This window comes from Seleniivibrio woodruffii (assembly GCF_029267515.1).
Taxonomy (GTDB): domain Bacteria; phylum Chrysiogenota; class Deferribacteres; order Deferribacterales; family Geovibrionaceae; genus Seleniivibrio; species Seleniivibrio woodruffii_A.
Genome location: NZ_JAJUIS010000006.1, coordinates 137,908 through 158,999, shown reverse-complemented (window position 1 = coordinate 158,999; position 21,092 = coordinate 137,908). Strand labels below are relative to the sequence as shown.

Annotated in this window: 19 protein-coding genes and 1 tRNA gene; 13 read left to right on the top strand and 7 right to left on the bottom strand. The window is 45.2% G+C overall.

From position 1 onward, the window contains the following. Nucleotides 1-3: 3 nt before the first annotated feature. The 4 genes from Q7P67_RS08430 to Q7P67_RS08415 all read right to left on the bottom strand — a co-directional run bounded on the left by Q7P67_RS08430 (nt 4) and on the right by Q7P67_RS08415 (nt 3,542). Complete coding sequence (locus Q7P67_RS08430) at nt 4-600, bottom strand: TetR/AcrR family transcriptional regulator (protein ID WP_303851524.1); 597 nt, start codon at nt 598-600, stop codon at nt 4-6. Nucleotides 601-687: 87 nt separating this feature from the next. Next, nucleotides 688-2,133 carry a diguanylate cyclase gene (locus Q7P67_RS08425; protein ID WP_303851523.1) on the bottom strand — a complete coding sequence of 482 codons (1,446 nt, stop codon included), beginning with the start codon at nt 2,131-2,133 and terminating at the stop codon, nt 688-690. A 118-nt stretch (nt 2,134-2,251) separates the two neighbouring features. Further along, entirely contained in the window at nt 2,252-2,539 is a 288-nt protein-coding gene (locus Q7P67_RS08420; RefSeq protein ID WP_303851522.1) for a DUF1330 domain-containing protein, read from the bottom strand. Nucleotides 2,540-2,549: 10 nt separating this feature from the next. After that, nucleotides 2,550-3,542: a hypothetical protein gene (locus Q7P67_RS08415; protein ID WP_303851521.1), complete on the bottom strand. Its 993-nt coding sequence runs from the start codon at nt 3,540-3,542 to the stop codon at nt 2,550-2,552. 172 nt (nt 3,543-3,714) lie between these two features. Between Q7P67_RS08415 and Q7P67_RS08410 the strand changes: the two genes are divergently transcribed. After that, entirely contained in the window at nt 3,715-4,929 is a 1,215-nt protein-coding gene (locus Q7P67_RS08410; RefSeq protein ID WP_303851520.1) for a DUF1566 domain-containing protein, read from the top strand. A 78-nt stretch (nt 4,930-5,007) separates the two neighbouring features. Here the strand turns inward: Q7P67_RS08410 and fabF are convergent, their stop codons facing one another. The 3 genes from fabF to Q7P67_RS08395 form a co-directional block, all read right to left on the bottom strand. Beyond that, nucleotides 5,008-6,279, bottom strand: a complete 1,272-nt coding sequence (gene fabF / locus Q7P67_RS08405) for a beta-ketoacyl-ACP synthase II (RefSeq protein ID WP_303851519.1) — start codon at nt 6,277-6,279, stop codon at nt 5,008-5,010. 1 nt (nt 6,280) lies between these two features. Next, nucleotides 6,281-6,706 (bottom strand): MarR family winged helix-turn-helix transcriptional regulator, encoded by a 426-nt coding sequence (locus tag Q7P67_RS08400; RefSeq protein WP_303851518.1) that lies wholly within the window; start codon nt 6,704-6,706, stop codon nt 6,281-6,283. 212 nt (nt 6,707-6,918) lie between these two features. Next, nucleotides 6,919-6,992 (bottom strand) — tRNA-Pro (locus Q7P67_RS08395). 291 nt (nt 6,993-7,283) lie between these two features. On the opposite strand from Q7P67_RS08395, the gene Q7P67_RS08390 reads away from it, so the two are divergent. The 12 genes from Q7P67_RS08390 (at nt 7,284) to Q7P67_RS08335 (ending at nt 21,078) form a co-directional block, all read left to right on the top strand. After that, complete coding sequence (locus tag Q7P67_RS08390) at nt 7,284-8,297, top strand: PstS family phosphate ABC transporter substrate-binding protein (protein WP_303851517.1); 1,014 nt, start codon at nt 7,284-7,286, stop codon at nt 8,295-8,297. Between the two features lie 75 nt (nt 8,298-8,372). Continuing rightward, the gene (gene pstC / locus Q7P67_RS08385; protein ID WP_303851516.1) at nt 8,373-9,614 is read left to right on the top strand and encodes a phosphate ABC transporter permease subunit PstC; all 1,242 of its coding nucleotides are present in this window, start codon (nt 8,373-8,375) and stop codon (nt 9,612-9,614) included. 12 nt (nt 9,615-9,626) lie between these two features. After that, the gene (gene pstA / locus Q7P67_RS08380) at nt 9,627-10,790 is read left to right on the top strand and encodes a phosphate ABC transporter permease PstA (RefSeq protein ID WP_303851515.1); all 1,164 of its coding nucleotides are present in this window, start codon (nt 9,627-9,629) and stop codon (nt 10,788-10,790) included. A gap of 34 nt (nt 10,791-10,824) precedes the next feature. Next, a complete protein-coding gene (gene pstB / locus Q7P67_RS08375) occupies nt 10,825-11,589 on the top strand; it encodes a phosphate ABC transporter ATP-binding protein PstB (RefSeq protein WP_303851514.1) in 765 nt (254 codons plus the stop codon). A gap of 200 nt (nt 11,590-11,789) precedes the next feature. Further along, nucleotides 11,790-13,778, top strand: coding sequence for a methyl-accepting chemotaxis protein (locus tag Q7P67_RS08370; protein WP_303851513.1), 1,989 nt, complete (start codon nt 11,790-11,792; stop codon nt 13,776-13,778). A 49-nt stretch (nt 13,779-13,827) separates the two neighbouring features. Continuing rightward, on the top strand, nt 13,828-14,715 hold the full coding sequence (locus tag Q7P67_RS08365) for a DMT family transporter (protein WP_303851512.1): 888 nt from the start codon (nt 13,828-13,830) through the stop codon (nt 14,713-14,715). A 39-nt stretch (nt 14,716-14,754) separates the two neighbouring features. After that, entirely contained in the window at nt 14,755-16,329 is a 1,575-nt protein-coding gene (locus tag Q7P67_RS08360) for a diguanylate cyclase domain-containing protein (protein ID WP_303851511.1), read from the top strand. Nucleotides 16,330-16,667: 338 nt separating this feature from the next. Continuing rightward, nucleotides 16,668-17,090 (top strand): S-adenosylmethionine decarboxylase, encoded by a 423-nt coding sequence (gene speD / locus Q7P67_RS08355; RefSeq protein ID WP_303851510.1) that lies wholly within the window; start codon nt 16,668-16,670, stop codon nt 17,088-17,090. Further along, nucleotides 17,091-18,032: a GNAT family N-acetyltransferase gene (locus tag Q7P67_RS08350; protein WP_303851509.1), complete on the top strand. Its 942-nt coding sequence runs from the start codon at nt 17,091-17,093 to the stop codon at nt 18,030-18,032. It begins immediately after the preceding gene. After that, the gene (locus tag Q7P67_RS08345) at nt 18,001-19,251 is read left to right on the top strand and encodes an acetyl-CoA carboxylase biotin carboxylase subunit family protein (protein WP_303851508.1); all 1,251 of its coding nucleotides are present in this window, start codon (nt 18,001-18,003) and stop codon (nt 19,249-19,251) included. Before Q7P67_RS08350 ends, Q7P67_RS08345 begins: the two co-directional genes overlap by 32 nt. Next, nucleotides 19,251-20,576 (top strand): hypothetical protein, encoded by a 1,326-nt coding sequence (locus Q7P67_RS08340; RefSeq protein WP_303851507.1) that lies wholly within the window; start codon nt 19,251-19,253, stop codon nt 20,574-20,576. Before Q7P67_RS08345 ends, Q7P67_RS08340 begins: the two co-directional genes overlap by 1 nt. A 40-nt stretch (nt 20,577-20,616) precedes the next feature. After that, nucleotides 20,617-21,078, top strand: coding sequence for a hypothetical protein (locus Q7P67_RS08335; protein ID WP_303851506.1), 462 nt, complete (start codon nt 20,617-20,619; stop codon nt 21,076-21,078). Nucleotides 21,079-21,092 lie beyond the last annotated feature (14 nt).

The window sequence follows — 21,092 nt, the reverse complement described above, 5'->3', positions numbered from 1 at the left end:
AACTCAAACCTCTTTTTTTATCAATATTTTATCAAAAATTTTATCAATCAGTCTCTGCATGTCATCCACCGACATTTTTATTGAGCACTCTATCACTCTGGTATCAAAGCAGAAAAACAGTATGGACAAAATGATTGTCGTAAAATCCTTAATCCCCATGTCCTCAAGTTCACCATTATCTATGCCTGTTTGCAGCATCACCTCTATCTTATTAGCCATACGGGTATGGAATTCCTCAAAATCAATATGCGGAGCACCCTGCGGTGGACCGTAAACCATTGCATGTATCAGACGAACATACTCCATATTCTGTTCCTGAATTTCCATAAGTTCTTTGAACATAATAATAATAGTATCCTTTGCCGATACATCTTTCAGAGGATAACGTTGAATTACCTCTTCAAACTCAGTAAACGCCTCATTCATGATTTCAGTGTAGATACCCTCTTTATTTTTGAAATAATAGTAGAGCATAGGCTTCGTTACATTCGCCTCCTGCACTATCATGCTGACGGAAGTTGCTTCGTAGCCTTTTGACACAAAAAGATTCAAAGCAGCCTTCAGCAGCCTGTTCCTTGCATCGTCCTTTGGTATTTCCATATGCTCACCTATTTACCTACCGATAGGTAAACATTAAAATCAGGTATAAGTCAAGCGTATAATTTATGTGTAAATTATGATCAGGAATCAGGCTGTTCTGATTGTATTTGAACCGCAGCTTTTCGCTTCTGCCAAAGCGTTTTCTGCTCGGAAGGTCATACCCGCCTCTGTTTCATATTCCGAATGGAAAGAGATTCCGGCACAGACCTGTATGGTTTCGTTTTCAGCGAGTTTCAAAAGTCTTGCATCTGTGTTAACAGCCTCCTGCACCTTCAAAGCTATTCGATTCGCCTCTCCGGCATCAACGTTGACAATAACCATAAATTCGTCGCCGTTCCATCTTACAACTGTGCTTTCAGTTCCGACCTCTTCTTTAATCAGTGCCAGTGTACGTTCAAGTATCATATCTGCACAGATATGACCGTATCTGTCGTTTACGCCTTTAAAATCGTCAACATCGAAAAGTATCAGAGAAAAATCCTTGGATCGGGCTAAGTGTATATTAAATTTCCGAATAAATTCCTGTCTATTGAAACACCCCATAAGCGAATCGCCGAATGTTTCACCTTCGAGTCTGCTGTGGTAGTAGTTGATAACGGTGATGATTACCCCGAGAATCAGAAGAGTCAGAATGAACCCTATCATGGTGTTTTTAATAAAGTTCTGCCATATGGTTTTAAGAGCGGAGTTCTGGTTCTGAACGACCAGAAGAAACCAGTTCAGTTCAGGAATATACCTTGAAGTAAGAAGCATATGCCCATTCTTTCCATCATATTCGAAATTACCAGAGACATAAGACACCTGTAATATCTGCGGCGCTATTTCGCCTATACCCGGCGCTTTTCTTATGTTCGGCTGTGATATCTCAGTATTTCTGGCGCTTACCTGAATAACCCCGTTCTGATCGACAAGGTAGATATCTCTGTCATATCTGACCTGATATTCGGACAGCAGGTTTTTAATGCGTTCAAGTTCCAGCCCAACACCTGTGACGCCCAAAAGTTTATGGTCATAATCGTGCACCCTGTGGTTTATGAAAATGGTCATTATGTTGCGTTCCGCCTGGTTGGTGTCCACAGTCAGCTCATAAGGTTCGTGTTTTGATGTGAAGTTGTAATACCACTGATCGCGAGGGTTATCTTTTTCTATTTTTTTGAGCACACCGTCATAATAGTAATAATTTCCGGTTGTTTCTGACACAAAAAAGGAGGTGAAGAAATCGTATTTATGTTTTATATGGGTGAGATATTTCTCTATCTGCGCGGTATTCTTTTCTCCGCTTATCGCCCAGTCCTTGACAAAAGTGTCGTTAGCCATCAGAGAAGATATGAAAATTGGACGCATGAGGTCCCGCTGTATCTCGGAATAGATATTATCACGGGTAAGCGGTAGAGACGTGTTTATAATGCTGCTGCGCAGTGAATCCTTTGCAGCCTGATAGCTTACGATGTTCGTTATGAAATAACCAGAAAACAGCAGCACGCTGATAAATACGAACAGATAAAACCTGTTCATAAGTTTCTTTCCTGTCATTATTTTCTCCGGGCTTTCCGCAATAATAAGTATAAGTATCGGTTTAATTATTGTACATTAAAATTATAAAAACAACAGGTAAAGATACAAATTTAATCAATTATAAAATGAGGTGCTCTTACGCCCCTTCAAACATAATAACCCTGTAATCCGCGCCAAGAAATCTATGCGCACGGGCTTTTCTGTATTCGTCGCTGTTATACCAAGCGAGCGCTTCCTGTCTTGTTGGAAACTCAAGAAGAACAGTACCAAGCGCCTCTGCACCTTCCAGCGTCTCTATCTCACCGTAGGCAGCCAGTTTTTTCATGTTTCTTCCGGCAGCAGCGGCAGGAACAAGTTTTTTATACTGCTCAATCTCTGTTTCATCTTTCACTCTTTCTTTAATAAAAATGATGTAATAAGGCATATAAATACTCCTATATCCTGAGTTTGTCTGTTCTCAGGTCAAAATCTTCGTGGGTATACCATTCCCTGCCCTTTTTCACAGCTATAAAATTGCCGCGCTCCGCAAGTTTTTTCAGATTCAGTATCGAAAGCCCTGTCTTTATGTCGGACAGAGGTCTCAGAACGTATCCGTTATCTTTAACCAGAATGGCGCTGATATACATATCCAGACTGTCTGAAAGCAGCTCGGCAAACATGCCGGACATCTTTTCCGTTTTTATATCATGCAGCTTTGCGGGAATATTGTGATAAGACTGAGGTATAGACAAAGTGAACCCCATCTGTTCTCTAAACTCCTTAACTGCGGCGGAAAACGCCATGATATCGTCCTCCTCACCTTTGATTGAAACCGCAGGAAGACCGCACGCAATCAAAATATAATTGGTCAGTATGCGCCCCACACGGCTGTTCCCCTCTTCCATAGGGCAGACCGACTCAAAATAACATATCTGGTTGGCAATGAACGTCAAAAAATCCTTTATATTAAGTAACCCATTACGGTAGTTTTCGACCTTTTCACGCACGTAGTCAGCATACATATCCAGAAACAATGGAATGTCCACGAAGTCAGGAGTGTTTGTTCCGTCAGAAAAAATGAAATTCGCTCTGCGCATCCCCGGATACAGCTTGTCATCAGCCAGCAGAAGACCGTTCAGCTTTCTGAAATCCTCGAAAGCGAATGAAAACGTCCCCTTAACCTTGTCTGCATATGCCCTGTCATAATAAACAATAGAGGCTTTATGGTAAGAAAGGATTTTCAAAGCATTGGGTGAGCGCGGCGGTTCTTTATGTATAAGAGCGGCTTCCGCCTCTTTAATCTGGATGTAAAGTCCCTCCGACATTATAGAATTTCGTGCCTCATCTGTAAGGATAGCTCCCCATTCAGCTTTGTGGGTTGCTGCTCTTGATATGCCGCCGAGTTTATTCAGTATACTTACGCGCTTTTCCAGCAGTCCGTATAACATAAGCCACCATAAAAGTTTAATAATAAAATAATATACGGTTTATGATTATCCACAATACAAAAATGGAGGCACGCCCATCAACACAATTAGCACTCATCTTTAACACAATAATCTCAACACATTCCACACTGTTTATAAAGTATCATTCGGCATCAAGCGGAGGGTTTTGTTCATGAAACATTTTATATTATCATTGTTTGTGGTTTTGCTCGCAGCAGGCTGCGGAGGCGGCTCCGGTTCAAAAGATTCGGACAAAGTTTCAAACAATGCGCCCGAAATATCAGGCGCACCGATACAATTTCTTAAAGCGGGTCAGTCATATAGCTTCACTCCTGCGGCTTCCGACGCGGACGGGGACGAGCTTGTCTTCAGTATTGAGAATCAGCCAGACTGGGCAACTTTTGATACTGCCACAGGCACGCTGGCAGGCACACCGACAAAAGGATTTTACAGAAATATAAAGATATCCGTCTCAGACGGTTACGACACAACGTCACTGGACACCTTTGAAATAGCGGCAGCGGAACTGCTTCTTCTTAAAACAGGACAAACAGGATGCTGGAACTCGGCAGGCACTTCGGTCACATGTTCTGACACAGCTCAGGACGGCGAAACACAGACAGGTGCGGATGCAGACTTCACCACGAATACATCGGATAATACAGTTACCGATAATGTCAACGGACTGCTCTGGCACAATGAAGCCTCGCCGACAACACAACCCTATTCAACTGCGAACAATCTTTGTGAAAACTCGACACTGGCAAGCAGCACATGGAGGCTTCCGGATATCAGCGAACTTGAAATGACTGTGAATTACGGCAAATCTTCGGCTCCCTATCTTTATGACTACTTCACAAATTACGCTTCGGGTTCATACTGGACATCCAGAGAATCATACGGAACAGGAAGCATATATTTCTGGGTACTCAACTTCGCTACTGCTGTTCAGAACACCGACATTCAGGATAATTCCAATTATTACAGATGCGTCAGCGGCAGCACCCCCACACTGGGAACCTATACCCGCGACTCCTCCAACGGCATAGTTTATGATGAAAGAACCGGTCTGGAATGGGCAGATCAGTCACTGGTTTCAAAAACGTGGACAGAGGCTCTGGCATATTGCAACAGCCTCACATACGGCGGGTATTCCGACTGGAGACTACCGAATATAAAAGAACTGAACTCCATAGCGTACAGAACAAACTATGCACCTGCGTTAAGCTCTGTGTTCCAGTATCCAGCCAACAGCTTTTTCTGGTCTTCAACAACGTATCAGATAACCAAAACATCCGCATGGGGAGTGGATTTCACAACAGGAAAGGGTATGACAGCAACCAAGACAGGAGCAAATTATTTAAAATGCGTCAGGGGCGGAGAATAAAACGACACCTCCACATCGATCCATAGACCTGTAGGAGAAACAGCCGCAGTGTTATAATACTGCGGCTGTTTCGTCTGTTCAGCCCTTATATTTTTCAAACGCCGCAATGGCGCAATGTCCGCCGAAACCGAAAGTATTGCTCATCGCTACGTTCACAGTCTTCTTTTTCGCCCTGCCAAGTGTAAGATCAATTCCTTTATGAATCTCGTCTCCGACGTTCTCTGTGTTTATGGTAGGCGGAATCATATCCTCTTTAACAGCCATAACGCATATAAGCGATTCAATTGCGCCTGCAGCACCAAGAAGGTGTCCTGTCATTGATTTGGTGGCACTGACGGAAAGGTGCTTCGGATCTTCTCCGAAAAGACGGACAATAGACTTTATCTCACTGTCGTCACCGACAGGGGTTGATGTTGCGTGCATATTAATATAATCGACCTGTTCGGCGGTAATTCCGGCATCATCCAGCGCGGTTTTCATCGCGAGGTATGCGCCTAAACCTTCGGGATGTGTGGCTGTCAGGTGATATGCGTCCGCACCGAAACCTGCGCCTATCATCTCTGCATATATTTTTGCGCCCCTTGCTTTGGCGTGTTCGTATTCTTCGAGAATGAGTCCTGCCGCGCCTTCGCCCATTACAAAACCGTCTCTGTCCCTGTCAAAAGGACGTGAAGCCTTTTCAGGTTCATCGTTCCTTTCGGAAAGAGCCTTCATTGCGCTGAAACCGCCCACGGATGATTCACATATAGCGCCCTCTGCGCCGCCTGCAACAATTATATCAGCCATGCCCAGCCTGATATAGTTGAACGCATCCGCAATAGCGTTAGTGGAAGATGCGCACGCCGATACCGGACAGAAATTTATACCATGAAGTCCGAAGCGGATGGATATATGTCCGGCAGCAATGTCCGTGATTATTTTAGGAACGAGAAAAGGCGAAAAACGAGGTTTGTCCCTGTGCTCGGCATAATCGAGCAGTTGTTCGTCCATAGTAGGCATACCGCCCACTGCAGACGACCAGATAACACCTGCACGGTTTCTGTCAAACTCCGCCGTGTCAAGACCTGCGTCTCTGAAAGCCTCATCAGATGCAGCGATGCTGTATTGAGCAAACAGATCAAGTCTGCGGGCCTCCTTCGCGTCAAAATATTTCAGCGGCTCAAACCCTTTGACTTCACATGCAAAGCGTGTTTTGAATCCCGACGCATCGAACTTTGTTATAGGTCCGGCACCGCTGACCCCGTCAATCAGATTTCTCCATGTATCAGCAACGTTATTGCCCAGCGGAGTGATGGCTCCAAGACCTGTAACAACCACTCTTTTCAATGTTAAAGTTTTCTGTTTTGCCATGTCATTTCCTCTTATTTCTGTTCTTTACTTTATCTGTAAGCATCTTCACAGCTTCCACGCCGTCGCTGCCGAATATATTGCATACAGTTTTCTGAGCCTTTTCCCATTGAGGGCGCGCGCTAAGGATAAGTTCTCTTCCGGTTTCAGTTATTTCAACATTTTCTGCATCTGTTTTTTTCACCCAGCCGTTTCTCTCCATGCGGTCGATGTTTCTGCTGACGGTTGACTTATCCATCTGCAAAGACCTGCCCAGAGCGCTCCCGCTGCGGCTTCCATATGCCAGCAGATGCACAAGTATAGATGCCTGGGTTATTTTAAGTCCGCTGCTTTTCAGCTCACGGTCGTATATCCCCACGACTACTCTGCTTATTATTTTAATTTGTCCGGCGAGACATTGCTTCGCAATATCTATAGCTATCTGGTCCATTTCGTCTCCGTGTTGTATATGCAACATATAAGTTACTAAACTAAAAGTCAATGTAAAAAAGGAAATTTTCTTGATTATTAAGATATTAAGAGAAAAATATCAGAAATATACAGGCAAATTTACTATGATTGAGCCCGAAACAAGTTCTGGCAATCCTGCCATTAAATAAATTAAAAAAGGCATCGCCACTTTGGACGATGCCTTTATTAATATCGGGATGACAGGATTTGAACCTGCGACCACACCCACCCCAAGGGTGTACGCTACCAGTCTGCGCTACATCCCGTAAGTACCCGTTTTATCGGGAGTTCAGTTTATACCAAACGCTTAAAGGTAAGTCAACAATTTTCTTACATTGATTAAAAAGAAAAATTCACTCTCCCAAAGGTGTTTAAGAGAACATGCCACACAGGTCACAAACCACTTTAACATGCGTTTTTAACGTCTTTTTTTGCCTGTTTTTATCCTCAGACTCACTTTTGATTATACTCTGACATCTGCTTAACAAATATTTTACATCTTCATAGTAAATCTAACCCCAGCAGAATGTGATTATCCAAAATAACAGGAGGATAAAATGAAAAAACTGTTCACGCTTGTGCTCTCTCTTATAGCACTCGCAGGTCTCACCGTTACTGCTCACGCCAGAGAGCAAATCAGAATCGTTGGTTCAAGTACGGTTTACCCCTTCTCTTCTTATGTTGCTGAAGAGTTCGGCGCAACCAGCAAATTTCAGACTCCCATCATCGAGTCTACAGGTTCAGGCGGCGGTCACAAACTTTTCTCCGCAGGCACAGACCTCAACACACCCGACATTACAAACTCTTCCAGAAGAATGAAAGACAGCGAGTTCAACAAGAACATGGAAGTCGGCAACAAACTTATCTCTGAAGTTACGATAGGTTTCGACGGTATCGCAATTGCTTTCAACAAAAAGAACCCCGCTATGTCAGTATCAAAGAAAGACCTCTTTCTTGCTGTTGCAGCAGAAGTTCCCGTTGACGGCAAACTTGTTGCAAACCCCTACAAAACATGGAGAGACGTTAACGCTTCTCTGCCCAACAAAAAGATCGTAATCTACGGTCCCCCCACCTCTTCCGGTACAAGAGACGCATTTGAGGAAATGGTAATGGGTGAAACTTCTGATAAAATGGCTGAGTACGGCAAAAAAGCCTACACAAAAATTCGTCAGGACGGAGCATACATCCCCGCCGGTGAAAACGACAACCTTATCGTACAGAAACTTGCAAAAGATCCCGAAGCAATGGGTATCTTCGGTTACTCTTTCCTTGAAGAGAACACTGACAAACTACAAGGCGCAACTGTCGACGGTTATGCACCCACACCTGCTAACATATCTTCCGGCAAATACCCGATCTCCCGTTCACTTTACTTCTATGTAAAACAGGAACACATCGGCAAAGTACCCGGAATCACAGAATACGTTGACCTCTTCCTCAGCGAGAAAATGATCGGCGACAAAGGTCTTCTGAAAAGAATCGGTCTTATCCCGCTTCCCAAGGCTCAAAGAGACTCTCAGAGAGCAAAATGGGCAAAAAGAGTTCCCCTTAAACTCGACGACCTCAAATAATCACGGTTCTTTGTAAATACACGGTCTGCCGTCAATGGACGGCAGACCCCTTTTAAAAACTGTTTGGAGTTTCAGATGCTCAAAGTTCTTTTATACTTTCTCATCGGTGTTCTGCCCCTCTGCTATGCCGCATTCTACATAGGACGTAAAAAAGCAAGAACCGGCGAGCTTGAATCCGGAGAAAGATTTCACTCCAGACCCGGACACTACGGCTGGTACAGTGTAATATGGATGGCTGTGCCCTCTCTTGCCGTTTCCTTCATCTTCACAATACTCGGTTCATCCAAAATATTTCAAGTCCCTTTCACAATGCACATTACAACAATCCTGCTCATTGCGGCGTTTGGTCTCTGGTATGCCCAGAAAAAGATAACCAAAGGTCTCAAAGCAAGGAATTTCATTGAGAAGACAATCAAGGTGATGCTCATAACAGCTTCCCTTGTTTCAATATTAACAACAGTGGGAATTGTGTTCTCAATCCTGTTTGAATCCATGAAGTTCTTTTCGCATGTCAACTTTTTCAGCTTCATAACAGGTACGGAATGGGATCCCGACACAGCCTTCCTTGAAGGCGCAGGAAGAGACGCGTCAAACGCAGCACAGGCAAAATTCGGTTCTGTGCCGATATTTGCAGGCACATTTATGATAACCCTTATAGCCCTTCTTGTGGCTGTGCCCGTCGGACTCTTCTCCGCCATTTTCATGAGTGAATACGCATCAAACAGAATCCGCGGATGGGTAAAGCCAATCCTTGAAATACTTGCCGGTATCCCAACAGTTGTATACGGCTTCTTCGCGGCGATAACGGTAAGCCCTCTGGTGGTCAAACTCGCGGAGAGCATCGGTTTTCAGGCTGATTATACAAACGCACTCAGCCCCGGCATCGTTATGGGCATCATGATTATCCCGTTTGTATCATCGCTCTCTGACGACGTTATAAACGCAATTCCTCAGAACATGCGCGAAGGCTCACTGGCTCTCGGCATGACCCGTTCTGAAACAATGAAGCATGTGCTTCTTCCCGCGGCAATGCCCGGTATAGTGTCTGCCGTGTTGCTCGCACTGTCCCGCGCAATAGGCGAAACCATGATCGTCGTTATGGCGGCAGGTCTTCAGCCCAAACTCTCGTGGAACCCTCTGGACGGTATGACAACCGTAACGGTAAGGATTGTCGATGCACTTACAGGCGACCAGTCGTTCGATAGCCTTGAAACGCTTTCGGCTTTCGGTCTGGGTTTTGTGCTGCTGCTTATCACACTGGTTCTCAACGTGGTTTCCAGCATAGTTATCAGAAAGTTCCGCAAACAATACGTATAACCGGGAAATAAGATGGACAAAGAAACAAGACGACTTAAACGTATAAAAAGAAGATACAGAGGCGAAATAACTTTCAGAGTGCTGTCGGTGTCGGCAATAGTGCTGGCGGCATCATTTCTGGTATTTTTTCTTACAGATATCATCCGCACAGGCTACACAGCCTTCGAGCAGACGGTCATCCAGACTGAATTGACTTATGACGCTGATACTGTAGAGATACCGCAGCTTGCGGTTTCAGAAGAGATGGGAGAACTGGTAAGCCGGGGTTTCCTGCGTCTGATACCCCAGCAAGTGGAAGAAAACCCTAAGCTGATGAATACTACCCAGACACAGTGGGTTCTTGCGGAGGCTGAGGTTGACCAGTATATGAAAGGAAAACCCAACAAGCTCTCCGAAGAGGAAACAGCCTTCGTGGACAACCTCAAAAAAGAGGGTAAGGTCAAGCTGGTATTCAACAAATGGTTCTTTACAAACGGCGATTCAAAACTGCCTGAAATGGCTGGTCTCCTTTCCGCTGTTATAGGTACTGTATACGTTCTTATCCTTACAATGATGTTCTCCGTGCCGATAGGCGTTATGACGGCTATCTATCTGGAAGAGTTCGCTCCGGACAACTGGTTCACCCGCATAATAGAGGTAAACATAAACAACCTTGCCGCCATTCCTTCAATTATTTTCGGTCTTCTGGGTCTGGCGATATTCATAAACCTTTTCGGAGTGCCCCGCTCTTCCGCGCTGGCAGGCGGTCTGACCCTTTCGCTTATGTCCCTCCCTGTTATAATAATCAGCACAAGGGCGGCTCTGTCCTCTGTGCCGGATACTATACGTCAGGCGGCACAGGGCGTCGGTGCATCACCATGGCAGGTGGTTTGGCACCACATTCTGCCTTTGAGCTTGCCGGGAATCATGACAGGTACTATTATCAGTATGGCGCACGCCATCGGTGAAACCGCTCCCCTGCTCATTGTGGGTATGCTTGCTTATATCCCTACAGCTCCGTCAGGCGTCACACAGGCGGCAACTGTGCTTCCCGCACAGATATACACATGGTCAGGCGATTCTCTGCGCGCCTATACGGAAAGAACGGCACTGGGCATCATAGTGCTCCTGTCCGTTCTGCTGCTGCTCAACGCAGTGGCGGTTATTTTAAGAAATAAATACGAACGCAAATGGTAATATACATCCACACAGCATCAGGAGTTGAAAGATAATGGAAAACAACATTAAAATGAAGTCCGACAACCTGAACTTCTATTACGGAAATTTCAAAGCATTAAAGGATATAAACCTTACCTTCCCCGAAAGGAAAGTAACGGCGCTGATAGGTCCCTCCGGCTGCGGAAAGTCTACCTACCTCAGATGCTTCAACAGGATGAACGACCTTATTAAAGGTATAAGGGTTGAAGGCGGAATCTATCTGGACGATCAGGAAATTCATGACTCTAAACTCGATGTTGTGGAACTGCGCAGACGTGTGGGTATGGTTTTCCAGAAGCCCAATCCATTCCCTAAAACTATATATGAAAACATTGCATACGCTCCCAGAATACACGGTCTTGTTTCCAAAGGAAGCGAGATGGATGACCTTGTGGAGGACTCTCTCAAAAAAGCAGGTCTCTGGGAAGAGGTAAAAGACAGGCTTAAATCTCAGGCAACAGCTCTTTCCGGCGGTCAGCAGCAGCGTCTCTGCATAGCCCGCGCTCTTGCTATGGAACCGGAAGTTCTCCTTATGGACGAACCGGCATCGGCTCTTGACCCCATAGCAACCCAGAAGATAGAAGAGCTGATATACGAGCTTAAAGAAAGGCTCACTGTCATAATCGTCACCCACAACATGCAGCAGGCGGCGAGAGTTTCCGACTATACTGCATTCTTTTACATGGGTGAGCTTATTGAGGTTGGCGACACCAGCACCATCTTCACAAACCCCACTGTCAAAAAGACAGAGGACTACATCACAGGACGATTTGGTTAATCCCATTTCCCATATACTACCCCTTTGGGCGGTCTTCCTGACCGCCTTTTTTATGTCAGAACTTCGTCATATTTTTGCAAACTATTATTAATATTACATAAATTCACAATCTATTGATTGACTGAATTAAGCTCACATCATAAAATCCCGTAAAACAGACATTTAATTATTATTGTTCAAAAATTTGCGGCGGTGAAAATATGACTTTTAACGTCAAAAACATGAGGATAAAGACAAAAACCCTCATCCTGTTCTCAATCTGCATCCTTTTCAGCATTATAATAACGGGTTATTCGGTGATAAGCACCATTGAAAACCATCTTTTCAGGCAGATAGAGACATTGCTTGCCTTTCAGGCAAACTCGCTGAAAGAACGTCTTAAAGGGTTTGACGAACTTTCCGCAAAACTTGCGCAGTCAAACAAGGGCGACGTCAACATGATACTCGAAAATGAACTCGCCTCGATAAACGACACTGCCGAAAGGATTTCAGGAGCTTACACCATAGCCGGAGAGGATTTTGAGTCGGTGAAGTTCCGTATAATGGACATCATAGACAAAAAGCGCATCGGCAAATCGGGTTTTGCTTTCGCTCTGGACACTGACAGCTTTATGCTTGTCATGCCGAACATGAAGATAGAGAACGAGGAATCACTTCTTGGACAGCTCAAAGGCAAAAATGATATAACTCTTCTTAAATCGCGCATGGGTGAGACACTGTACACAAGATGCAGTTTCAGCGACAAATACCAATGGCTGCTCTGCGCTTCCCTGCCTGAAAAAGAGGCTTCATCCGGTTCCATATACATTGACAATTATGCAAAGAAGTCCTTTGAAAACATGGTTCAGACACAGAAGATAGGAAAAACTGGATACTATTTTGTGATAGACACGAAGGGCAAGGTTCTGATGCACCCGGACAAGGCTATGAAGGGTAAAGACCTTTCAAAGGAGAGTTTTGTTAAGGAGATGCTGAAGAACAGACAGGGTTCTCTGACATATAACTGGAAGGGTCAGCGCAAGCTGGTGAGCTATGCTTACATAGAACCGCTCAACTGTATTCTCGCCGGCGGCGCACCCGCTTCGGAGCTTGTGGGAGGAATCATAGGCGGAATTGTCCTGCGGTTCACCATAATAGCCGTAATAGTCATAATAGCCGCTGCGGTATTCATGAACATTCTTTTCAAAAGCAACATAATCAACCCTATCAACAGGTTGGGCAGTTTCCTTGAGAGACTCTCTTCCGGAGATCTGACAGCCAGATACGACATTAACCGCAGGGACGAAGTGGGCGAAATGGGCGAACACGTCAACCACATGGCGGATAATTTCAGCGCCACTTTGAAAGAGGTGAGCACGGCGGCAAACGACGTGAGCAAACACTCCAATGATCTGCTGAGTTCCAGCAGCCAGCTCAGCGACGCGATAAAGTCACAGTCGGATCGTACTGCAAAGGTTGAACGCGCAGTACGGGAAATACTTGTATCGTTCGAAAACATTTCCAACAACATAGAACGGGTAAGCACAGAGGTTATGCAGATACGAACCAGCGCAGCCGACGGGCAGAAGACGCTTGAAGAAACGGTTTCAGGCATAAGCACTCTCACGGCGACTGTGGTAAGCACTTCGGATAACATGGACAGTCTCGGAAGTTCCTCCGCCCACATAACGGAGATTTTACAGGTGATAACCGACATAGCAGACCAGACCAACCTTCTTGCCCTTAACGCCGCAATTGAGGCAGCCAGAGCAGGTGAGCACGGCAGAGGTTTCGCAGTTGTTGCGGACGAGGTGAGGAAGCTGGCGGAACGCACAAGAAGCGCAACGGAAGAGATATCCGGCATGACTGAAAATATCCGCAGACAGGTGGAAACATCGGTGAACGATTTCGAGAAAGGGGCGAGACTTGCCAAACGCGGCGAGGAACTTATCTCCGGTCTGAAACAGGCTCTGGAAGAAATAATTAACGGAGTCATCAGTGTCTCCGACAGCATACAGTCCATCTCAGCCGCAATGGAACAGCAGAACAGATCCAGCCGTGAAATATCCGAAAACTCAGCAACCATAGCGTCTTTTTCAAAGATGAACGCGGAAATAGCTGCATCCAACTCGTCACAGGCGGACATACTCAACGGACTTGCGGAAAGCCTTGGTCAGGCAGTAAAAAAATTCAGGTTGAATAATAACTGACGGAGGTGTAAAGTCCAGTCCTCAGTGATTACCTTATTAAGGATTGGCAATGCAGAACAAATTCAGAGAATATTTTGCGGACGGCTCTCTGCTGTTCATATCGTTGATATGGGGCAGCACGTTCATTATCATCAAGCAGTCGGTTGAACTTTTCGAACCCATTACATTCGTCGGGATAAGATTTTCAATCGCGCTCGCGATAATGCTCGTATTCTGCTATTTCCGCCGCGAACTGTTCTCATATGCCCTTTTGAAAGACGGCATCAAGATTGGCTTTACCCTGTTTCTGGTATTCACCTTCCAGACACTGGCCCTTAAATACGCAAAGGCAACTGAGGTCGGTTTCCTGACAGGGACATATGTCCTTTTCGTGCCTGTTCTCTCGGCAATATTCCTTAAAAAGCATCCGCATATTTTTTCATGGGTCGGCGTGGTGCTTTCCACGGCAGGAATGTTGATGATAACCCTTACAGACAGCATAAGCCTTTCAACCGGTCAGCTTTTTGCTCTGATAAACTCGTTTTTCATAGCCGTGCAGATAATAATGACCGATAAATATTCCAGAAAATATGACGCGATGCTTCTTACAACCGTTGAGGTGGGTGTCGTCGCCGTAATGTCTCTGCTATATGCCGCCGCATTTGAAAGCCCGGATTTCAGCGAGCTGACACATCCCTTCGTTATGTATTCGCTCATTTTCAATGCCATCATAGCCACAGTCTTCTGCTTTTTTGTTCAGATGGCGATGCAGAAGCATACCACACCCACAAAAGCGGCTATCATGTTCACTATGGAGCCGATATCCTCCGCTTTTTTCAGTTTTTTCATAGGCGGCGAAGTTCTTATGTTCAAGCAATATGCAGGCGCTGCGCTCATCGTACTTGCCATTGTCGCTGCCGAAGCGGGAACCCATCTGCGGCTTCATAAGAGAAAATAATACCTTGATTTTTTATTTTAACATTTGCATATTCAGCTTATGCGGCATAAACAATATGAAACTGCGCTAAACAATATAAACACCTGTTCAATCAGAATTACTTTCTTAATATTCATCGCAGTCGCCGTCATATCTTCAATTTGTGTATCCTTCGCAATTACTTACAAAAATAAAGACACAATTGCGGAAATAAAGAAACAGGAAGAAGCCGTCACCGCAGGACATGCAACGGAAATAAGGCGAACGTTCAGACAGGCATCTGAAGACACTCTTCATCTTGCGGAAAACAAAAATCTTATCGAATATCTCAACGGCGGAGACAACGGAGCAAAGGACGATTTTGCAGACGAGCTTATCCGCTTTGCCTCCGTTAAGAACGATTTTTACAAACTCCGATATATCGACGAAACCGGAAAAGAAAAACTGCGGGTCAACAGACAATTTGAAAAACCTTATTCCGTCACAGACTTCTATCTCCAGACAAAGTTTGACAGATACTTCTTCAAAGAAACGATAAACACACGTCAGGGGGTGCTATACACCTCTCCGATAGATCTTAACGTTGAAAACGGCGTAATAGATGTTCCGCTTAAACCTACAATAAGATTCTGCGTTAACCTTTTTAACGGAAAAGGCATGGAAAAAGGGATATTCGCTGCCAATTTTTCACTGGACAGGCTGTTTGAAAGGATAACCAAAGCATCAAAGATCTCTCATGGAAAACCCGTTATTCTAAACGGCGATGGCTACTGGCTTCTCGGCAGCGGTGAAAACGAATGGGGGTTCATGCTTGACGAAAGAAAGAGTATGCGCTTTCCGGACGAATTTTCGCACGAATGGCAGGAAATAACCAAAACACAGGACGGACAGACAGAGACTGCGAACGGTCTTTTCACCTTCAAAACAATACACATTATCAATAACGTGGACAGCTCTCTGAAAACAAAAAACAACGATATCGTAATTTATGTCATACAGCGGGTTGACCCGCAAACACTACACTCTTTCAGAAAAAACAGGGCATTTGATTCGGCACTGCTCACTGTGCTTGTAATTCTCCTGTCTGCACTTCCGGCGTGGCTCATCTCCGAGCAATACGCTAAAATAAAACTTATGAAAAATGTAAAAACTATCGGAGAAGGATTCGATATAGGAACGGAACTTCCCGGAAAAATGTCTTTCTTTGACAATCTGAGAGAAACGGTAGAAAACGCTTCCAAAAGCGGCACATCCTGTGGATTAATTCTAATAGAGCTTTCAAACTGGCAGAATATCATGCAGCAGCAGGGAATTGAGATTACCGACCGTATACTGGGCAGTGCAGCGGATGCTGCCGTCGGTTTTGAAAATAAAAACTGTTTCGTCGGCTATACATGCGGCAATTCCATTGGAATCATAGTGAAAAATATTGAAAGCAAACAGATTCTTACAGAGCTTGCCTCAAACATTCTGAATGAAATATCCTCTGAAATGAAAAGTGAGTATTCTGACATTGACACGGAATTTTCTTCAGGAACCTGCATATATCCTGAAGAGGCATACAGGTTCACGGATATGTTCAGTTTCGCCGTGAAAAACATGTCTGACAGCCAAAAAAATATACAAAAAAGGTAAAATAGTTCCTTTTTACCCTGATTTAAAAAAGTTTTTATTATAAAAACACGTTCAGTCAATATAACAGCTATGAAATTTGCCCTCTATGGTAGAAACAGCCGCAAAAACCATTTTTATATTTCACACTATAAACCAGTTACTTAGAAGTTTAATTACATCATGAATAATACATTCATATTATATTTTTACATGTAACAAGAACATATTTTAACTTTTTTGGATTTTTCCTATTTTTTTTATTGACTAACAGAACCATTCAGAATAATAACAGTCAAAATTCATATATGATACCGCAGACAAACAAAAAAGCTGTCTGCATCGGGTCAGGGAGCCTATTCATGGCAGAGCAAACTACTATTTCCGCAGAGCCTTCCCGATGGACTGCTTTAACGGAAAAAGCTAAACAGGAAAAAGTCTGGGGAATCGCCTCCAGCTTCGACATTTACAACTGTAATCCGGACACAATCAGGGATGCTGAAGCTATCAAAACTTTCGTTAAGGAGCTTTGCGACCTTATCGAAATGAAGCGCTTCGGTGAAACTGTTGTTGTTCACTTCGGCGAAGACGAAAAAGTCGCCGGATTTTCCATGACCCAGCTTATTGAAACCTCCCTTATTTCGGCGCATTTCGCCAACCTCACAAACACAGTATATCTGGATGTTTTCAGCTGCAAACCATACGACCCTGCTCTTGTTGAAAGTTTCGCTATGAAATTCTTCGGCGGCGACCGCTGCAACGTTAACGTGAATCTCAGGTATTAGATGCTCACCTGCAAAATCCATACAGATACTGCCGCCTGCCGCAGACTGTGGGAAATGTTCATTCCGCGCAGGGTGGTATTTGACCTTTGGGACGTGAGAGAATCCTTTCACAGGACTTTCAGCCGCAGGCTATGCTTTATTACGGCGGAAACAAAGGACGGAATAAAAGGTTTTCTGCCTTTGTGCGAAATTCCCGAAACGGGAACACTTGGCTTCTTCCCGGGCGAATCATGGCACGGCAAAACATGGCTTGAACAGAACCGCCTCTTTGCGGACTCTCAGGAAACTCTCAACGCAATGATAACCTGCGCAGTTAAGCACACAGGGCTGAAATACCACATACGCTACCTTGTGCCCGACGCACAGCTTGGCACCGACACGGAGGACGAAACAGGATATCTGTTCACACCTTCAGCATACGGATACAGCATGGAAGGGTATTACGCCTCTTTTTCCGGCAGAAACGCCAAAAAGATGAAAAAAGAAGCCTCAGTTTATGAAAACTCCGTTGAAGTTGTTTATGACAGGACAGAGGATTTTGAAGTGCTTATAAAGATGAACACTGACAGATTCGGCGGCGATTCATATTTTTCAGACGAAAGGTTTGCCAACGGTTTCAGAAACCTCATTAAATACCTACACGTAAACAACATGCTCCGCATGACATCGGTTCTTGTTGATGGAGAATATGCAGCTATTGATGCCGGAAGCATCTTCAACAACGCATACACTCTGCTTGCAGGCGGGACAAATGCAAAATTTCCGGGTATTGCGAAGTTTATTAACACTCTGCATCTGGAATACACCTGCACAATGAAATTCGACCACGCAGACTTTCTCTGCGGCAATTTCTCATGGAAATCCATGTTTCACCTTGAACCGCGCCCTCTTTATAAAATATCAAACACTGATGAATCCGTTTTTGAGGTATGCCATGCTTAACACCCGCGTTCTGGTGGTCGGCTCAACGCCCGATTACAACGAGATAATCTACACCAAATACGGCGGTGAAACCCTTTTTCTGACAGATAAAAGCCAGAGCGCTGAATGGACAGGATTCAAACCGCCGAAAAAAGATGAGTGCCTTTTTGATCTCTCCAACCACGAAGGCGCAATTGAGGCGATACTTGCTCATGCGAAAGCGCATGAAATAAGCATAAACGGAATAACCTGCTTCGACTGCGAAGCGCTGCCACTTGCTGCAAAGGCGGCAGAGAGGCTGAACCTGCATTTTTCCACTTTGTCCGCCATAGAAAACGCCCGTTCAAAGGCTGGTTCTCACCTGCTCTGGCAGAAAAACGGAGTACCCTGCCCCGCAACCGTCAGGCTGTTTTCACCGGAAGACCTTGAAAAAACCGCTCAGAAAGCCATCTACCCATGTGTTATCAAGCCTGCAACAGGCAGCGGGAGCGAACTTGTTTTCCGCGTTGACAACCCTGAGCAGACCGCTGAAAAATACTTATACATCATTGACAGGATAGCAACTCACCCCAATCAGCGCATGTATCCCATTTGCGGCTGTACGCTGGAACAGTTCATAGATGGAGATGAATTCAGTTGCGACTGGGTTATGCACGAAGGTAAAGCCGAAATAATCCGCATAGCCGAAAAGGTTCGCAGGGACGAGCTTTCATTCGGCACTGCGTCAGCATATATTGTACCGCCTTCTAAACCGGTTAATACTGATAAGCTGAAAGAAATACTCGTCAAAGGAGCAAAAGCTCTGGGGTTTGAAAGCATGGTGGCAATGACCGACTTCATAATACAGGACGATCGGGTATATCTGATAGAAATGACCCCAAGATTCGGCGGAGACAGCCTGCCCGACACTGTTATGGCGTCCGCAGGGTTTGATATCTTCCGTGCGGCTCTGGACTACGCTGTCACAGGGGAGATATGTATCCCTGATTTCTGGCTGCCCGCTGTTTCCGTGCGCATCATCGCCGAAAGAGCCGGAACACTCAGAAAAGCGTCCGTAATGCACGACCACAGAATAATTTCCGTAAATATCGAACGCGAAGAGGGACACCGAATCATTCTTCCGCCTGAAAATTACTTCTCCCGTCTGCTGGGTCACGTCGTTTTCCGACCGGACGAAGGAACGGATATACGGAAACAGATAGACGAAATAAGGGCTAAGATATCGGTGGAATACGCCTGATGTATACATACGAACATGACGAGGCGGTGCGAAAACTTCTGAAAAAGCGGACACCCGCCCTGCCCTCTGAACTGATTATCAAATGCGTCCGCAAAACCCACTCAAAAGCTGATCTATTCATGGAAACACGGGGAAAATTCGGTTCTCCGCTCTATTTTCTGGATATTCCGGCGCTGCTTGAACGCGCAGAACGGTTCAGTAACGCATTTACGGCTGTTTTCAGCGATTTCACACCATATTTTGCAATGAAAAGCTGTAATCACCCGCAGGTAATCTCTACTCTTGCGGGGAACAACTTCGGGATAGATGTCTCAAGCGGTGCAGAACTCCAGACAGCGCTTAACTGCGACGCAAAAAAGATTGTTTTCAGCGGTCCTGCAAAGACCATGGCGGAACTTGAACTTGCCGTAAACCATGCAGAAAGAACAATTATCCTCTGCGACAGCTTCACCGAGCTTAAAAAGCTGCTGTCCATCGGAAAACGCATAAATATCGGCGTGCGCCTGACCACGGAAAATAACCCTCTGTGGCGCAAATTCGGCATAGGGCACCACGAGCTTGAAGAATTTATAAACATGACGGAAAACACCTGTGTGCGTTTCTGCGGGTTACAGTTCCATTCAAGCTGGAACCTTAATCCGGAAAACCACGTTGAGCTGATACGGAAACTCGGCGAAACCATAAAAAACCTGCCCGAACAGCATAAAAAGCAGATAGAGTTCATAGACCTCGGCGGGGGTTACTGGGTTGGTGAAGGGGAATGGATGCTGGCTGACACAGCAGAGGAGATGAAGCTGAACAAACAGCTTTTGAACCACCCCTGCGACCCGCTGGATCACAGGTACCTGCCTTCGACAGACATAGAAACCTACGCCTGTGCACTGGCAGCAGCAGCGGAAAAACATATTTTCCCTCACATTAAATGCCGCATATTCGCGGAACCGGGGCGTTTCGTCGCCCACAGCGCCATTCATATGCTTCTAACTGTAGAAGACATCAAACAGCCGGACATCGCCATAACAGACGGAGCAACCAATATGCTCGGCTGGGAAAGATACGAAATGGACTATTTTCCGGTGGTGAACATCTCTCAGATGTCCGAAACAGAGCACCCGATGATGGTTCTGGGTTCCCTCTGCACCCCCCACGACGTATGGGGTTTTGCATATCACGGCAATGGAATATCCGTCGGCGATCTGCTGGTGGTGCCGGATCAGGGAGCCTATACCTACAGCCTGCGGCAGAATTTCATAAAAAACATCCCAGAAAGTGTTGTTTTCGACGGTAAAACTGTATCAAGGGTAAATTGCACTTCTTTTCTTTGACAGCAATGTTAAAATCCCCGCATCACTCAGCGGAGGAAATATGAAAAAGATAATTGCATCTATGGTTTTTGCAGCCTGCGTATCAACTGCTGCAATCGCGGAAGCAGACGTCAACATCAATATCAACCTGAACGGAATACCTGATGTCAGTATATCTGACAACGCATCCGTTGTACTGATCCCCGACACTCCGGACGTTTATTTCGTTGCGGATTCCAGCGAAGATATCTTCTTTTGGAACGGTATGTGGTGGCGAAGCTGGCAGGGCAAATGGTTTAAATCGGAAAACAGCAACGGCGGATGGCAGCCGTACAATAAGGCTCCTGAGTTTTACTCCAAGGTAAACCCTCACTGGAAACAGAACTACAAAGCAGGAAAATGGAACGGTAAACCGTGGAAATATAAAAAAGTACCGCAGGGACAGATGAAAAAAGAACATAGCCGCGACAAAAACGAACAACAAGAAAAAGGAAACGGCAAGGGACATAAAAAGGACAAGTAAATCAGAGCCGCAGT

What these genes read in the sequence shown, in the direction of transcription:
- Q7P67_RS08410 (WP_303851520.1), top strand. Translation starts at nt 3,715, where the DNA reads ATGAAACATTTTATATTATCATTGTTTGTGGTTTTGCTCGCAGCAGGC.
- Q7P67_RS08365 (WP_303851512.1), top strand. Translation starts at nt 13,828, where the DNA reads ATGCAGAACAAATTCAGAGAATATTTTGCGGACGGCTCTCTGCTGTTC.
- pstA (WP_303851515.1), top strand. Translation starts at nt 9,627, where the DNA reads ATGGACAAAGAAACAAGACGACTTAAACGTATAAAAAGAAGATACAGA.
- Q7P67_RS08350 (WP_303851509.1), top strand. Translation starts at nt 17,091, where the DNA reads ATGCTCACCTGCAAAATCCATACAGATACTGCCGCCTGCCGCAGACTG.
- pstC (WP_303851516.1), top strand. Translation starts at nt 8,373, where the DNA reads ATGCTCAAAGTTCTTTTATACTTTCTCATCGGTGTTCTGCCCCTCTGC.
- Q7P67_RS08420 (WP_303851522.1), bottom strand. Translation starts at nt 2,539, where the DNA reads ATGCCTTATTACATCATTTTTATTAAAGAAAGAGTGAAAGATGAAACA.
- Q7P67_RS08425 (WP_303851523.1), bottom strand. Translation starts at nt 2,133, where the DNA reads ATGACAGGAAAGAAACTTATGAACAGGTTTTATCTGTTCGTATTTATC.
- speD (WP_303851510.1), top strand. Translation starts at nt 16,668, where the DNA reads ATGGCAGAGCAAACTACTATTTCCGCAGAGCCTTCCCGATGGACTGCT.
- Q7P67_RS08400 (WP_303851518.1), bottom strand. Translation starts at nt 6,706, where the DNA reads ATGGACCAGATAGCTATAGATATTGCGAAGCAATGTCTCGCCGGACAA.
- fabF (WP_303851519.1), bottom strand. Translation starts at nt 6,279, where the DNA reads ATGGCAAAACAGAAAACTTTAACATTGAAAAGAGTGGTTGTTACAGGT.
- Q7P67_RS08370 (WP_303851513.1), top strand. Translation starts at nt 11,790, where the DNA reads ATGACTTTTAACGTCAAAAACATGAGGATAAAGACAAAAACCCTCATC.
- Q7P67_RS08335 (WP_303851506.1), top strand. Translation starts at nt 20,617, where the DNA reads ATGAAAAAGATAATTGCATCTATGGTTTTTGCAGCCTGCGTATCAACT.
- Q7P67_RS08390 (WP_303851517.1), top strand. Translation starts at nt 7,284, where the DNA reads ATGAAAAAACTGTTCACGCTTGTGCTCTCTCTTATAGCACTCGCAGGT.
- Q7P67_RS08340 (WP_303851507.1), top strand. Translation starts at nt 19,251, where the DNA reads ATGTATACATACGAACATGACGAGGCGGTGCGAAAACTTCTGAAAAAG.
- Q7P67_RS08415 (WP_303851521.1), bottom strand. Translation starts at nt 3,542, where the DNA reads ATGTTATACGGACTGCTGGAAAAGCGCGTAAGTATACTGAATAAACTC.
- Q7P67_RS08345 (WP_303851508.1), top strand. Translation starts at nt 18,001, where the DNA reads ATGAATCCGTTTTTGAGGTATGCCATGCTTAACACCCGCGTTCTGGTG.
- Q7P67_RS08430 (WP_303851524.1), bottom strand. Translation starts at nt 600, where the DNA reads ATGGAAATACCAAAGGACGATGCAAGGAACAGGCTGCTGAAGGCTGCT.
- pstB (WP_303851514.1), top strand. Translation starts at nt 10,825, where the DNA reads ATGGAAAACAACATTAAAATGAAGTCCGACAACCTGAACTTCTATTAC.
- Q7P67_RS08360 (WP_303851511.1), top strand. Translation starts at nt 14,755, where the DNA reads ATGCGGCATAAACAATATGAAACTGCGCTAAACAATATAAACACCTGT.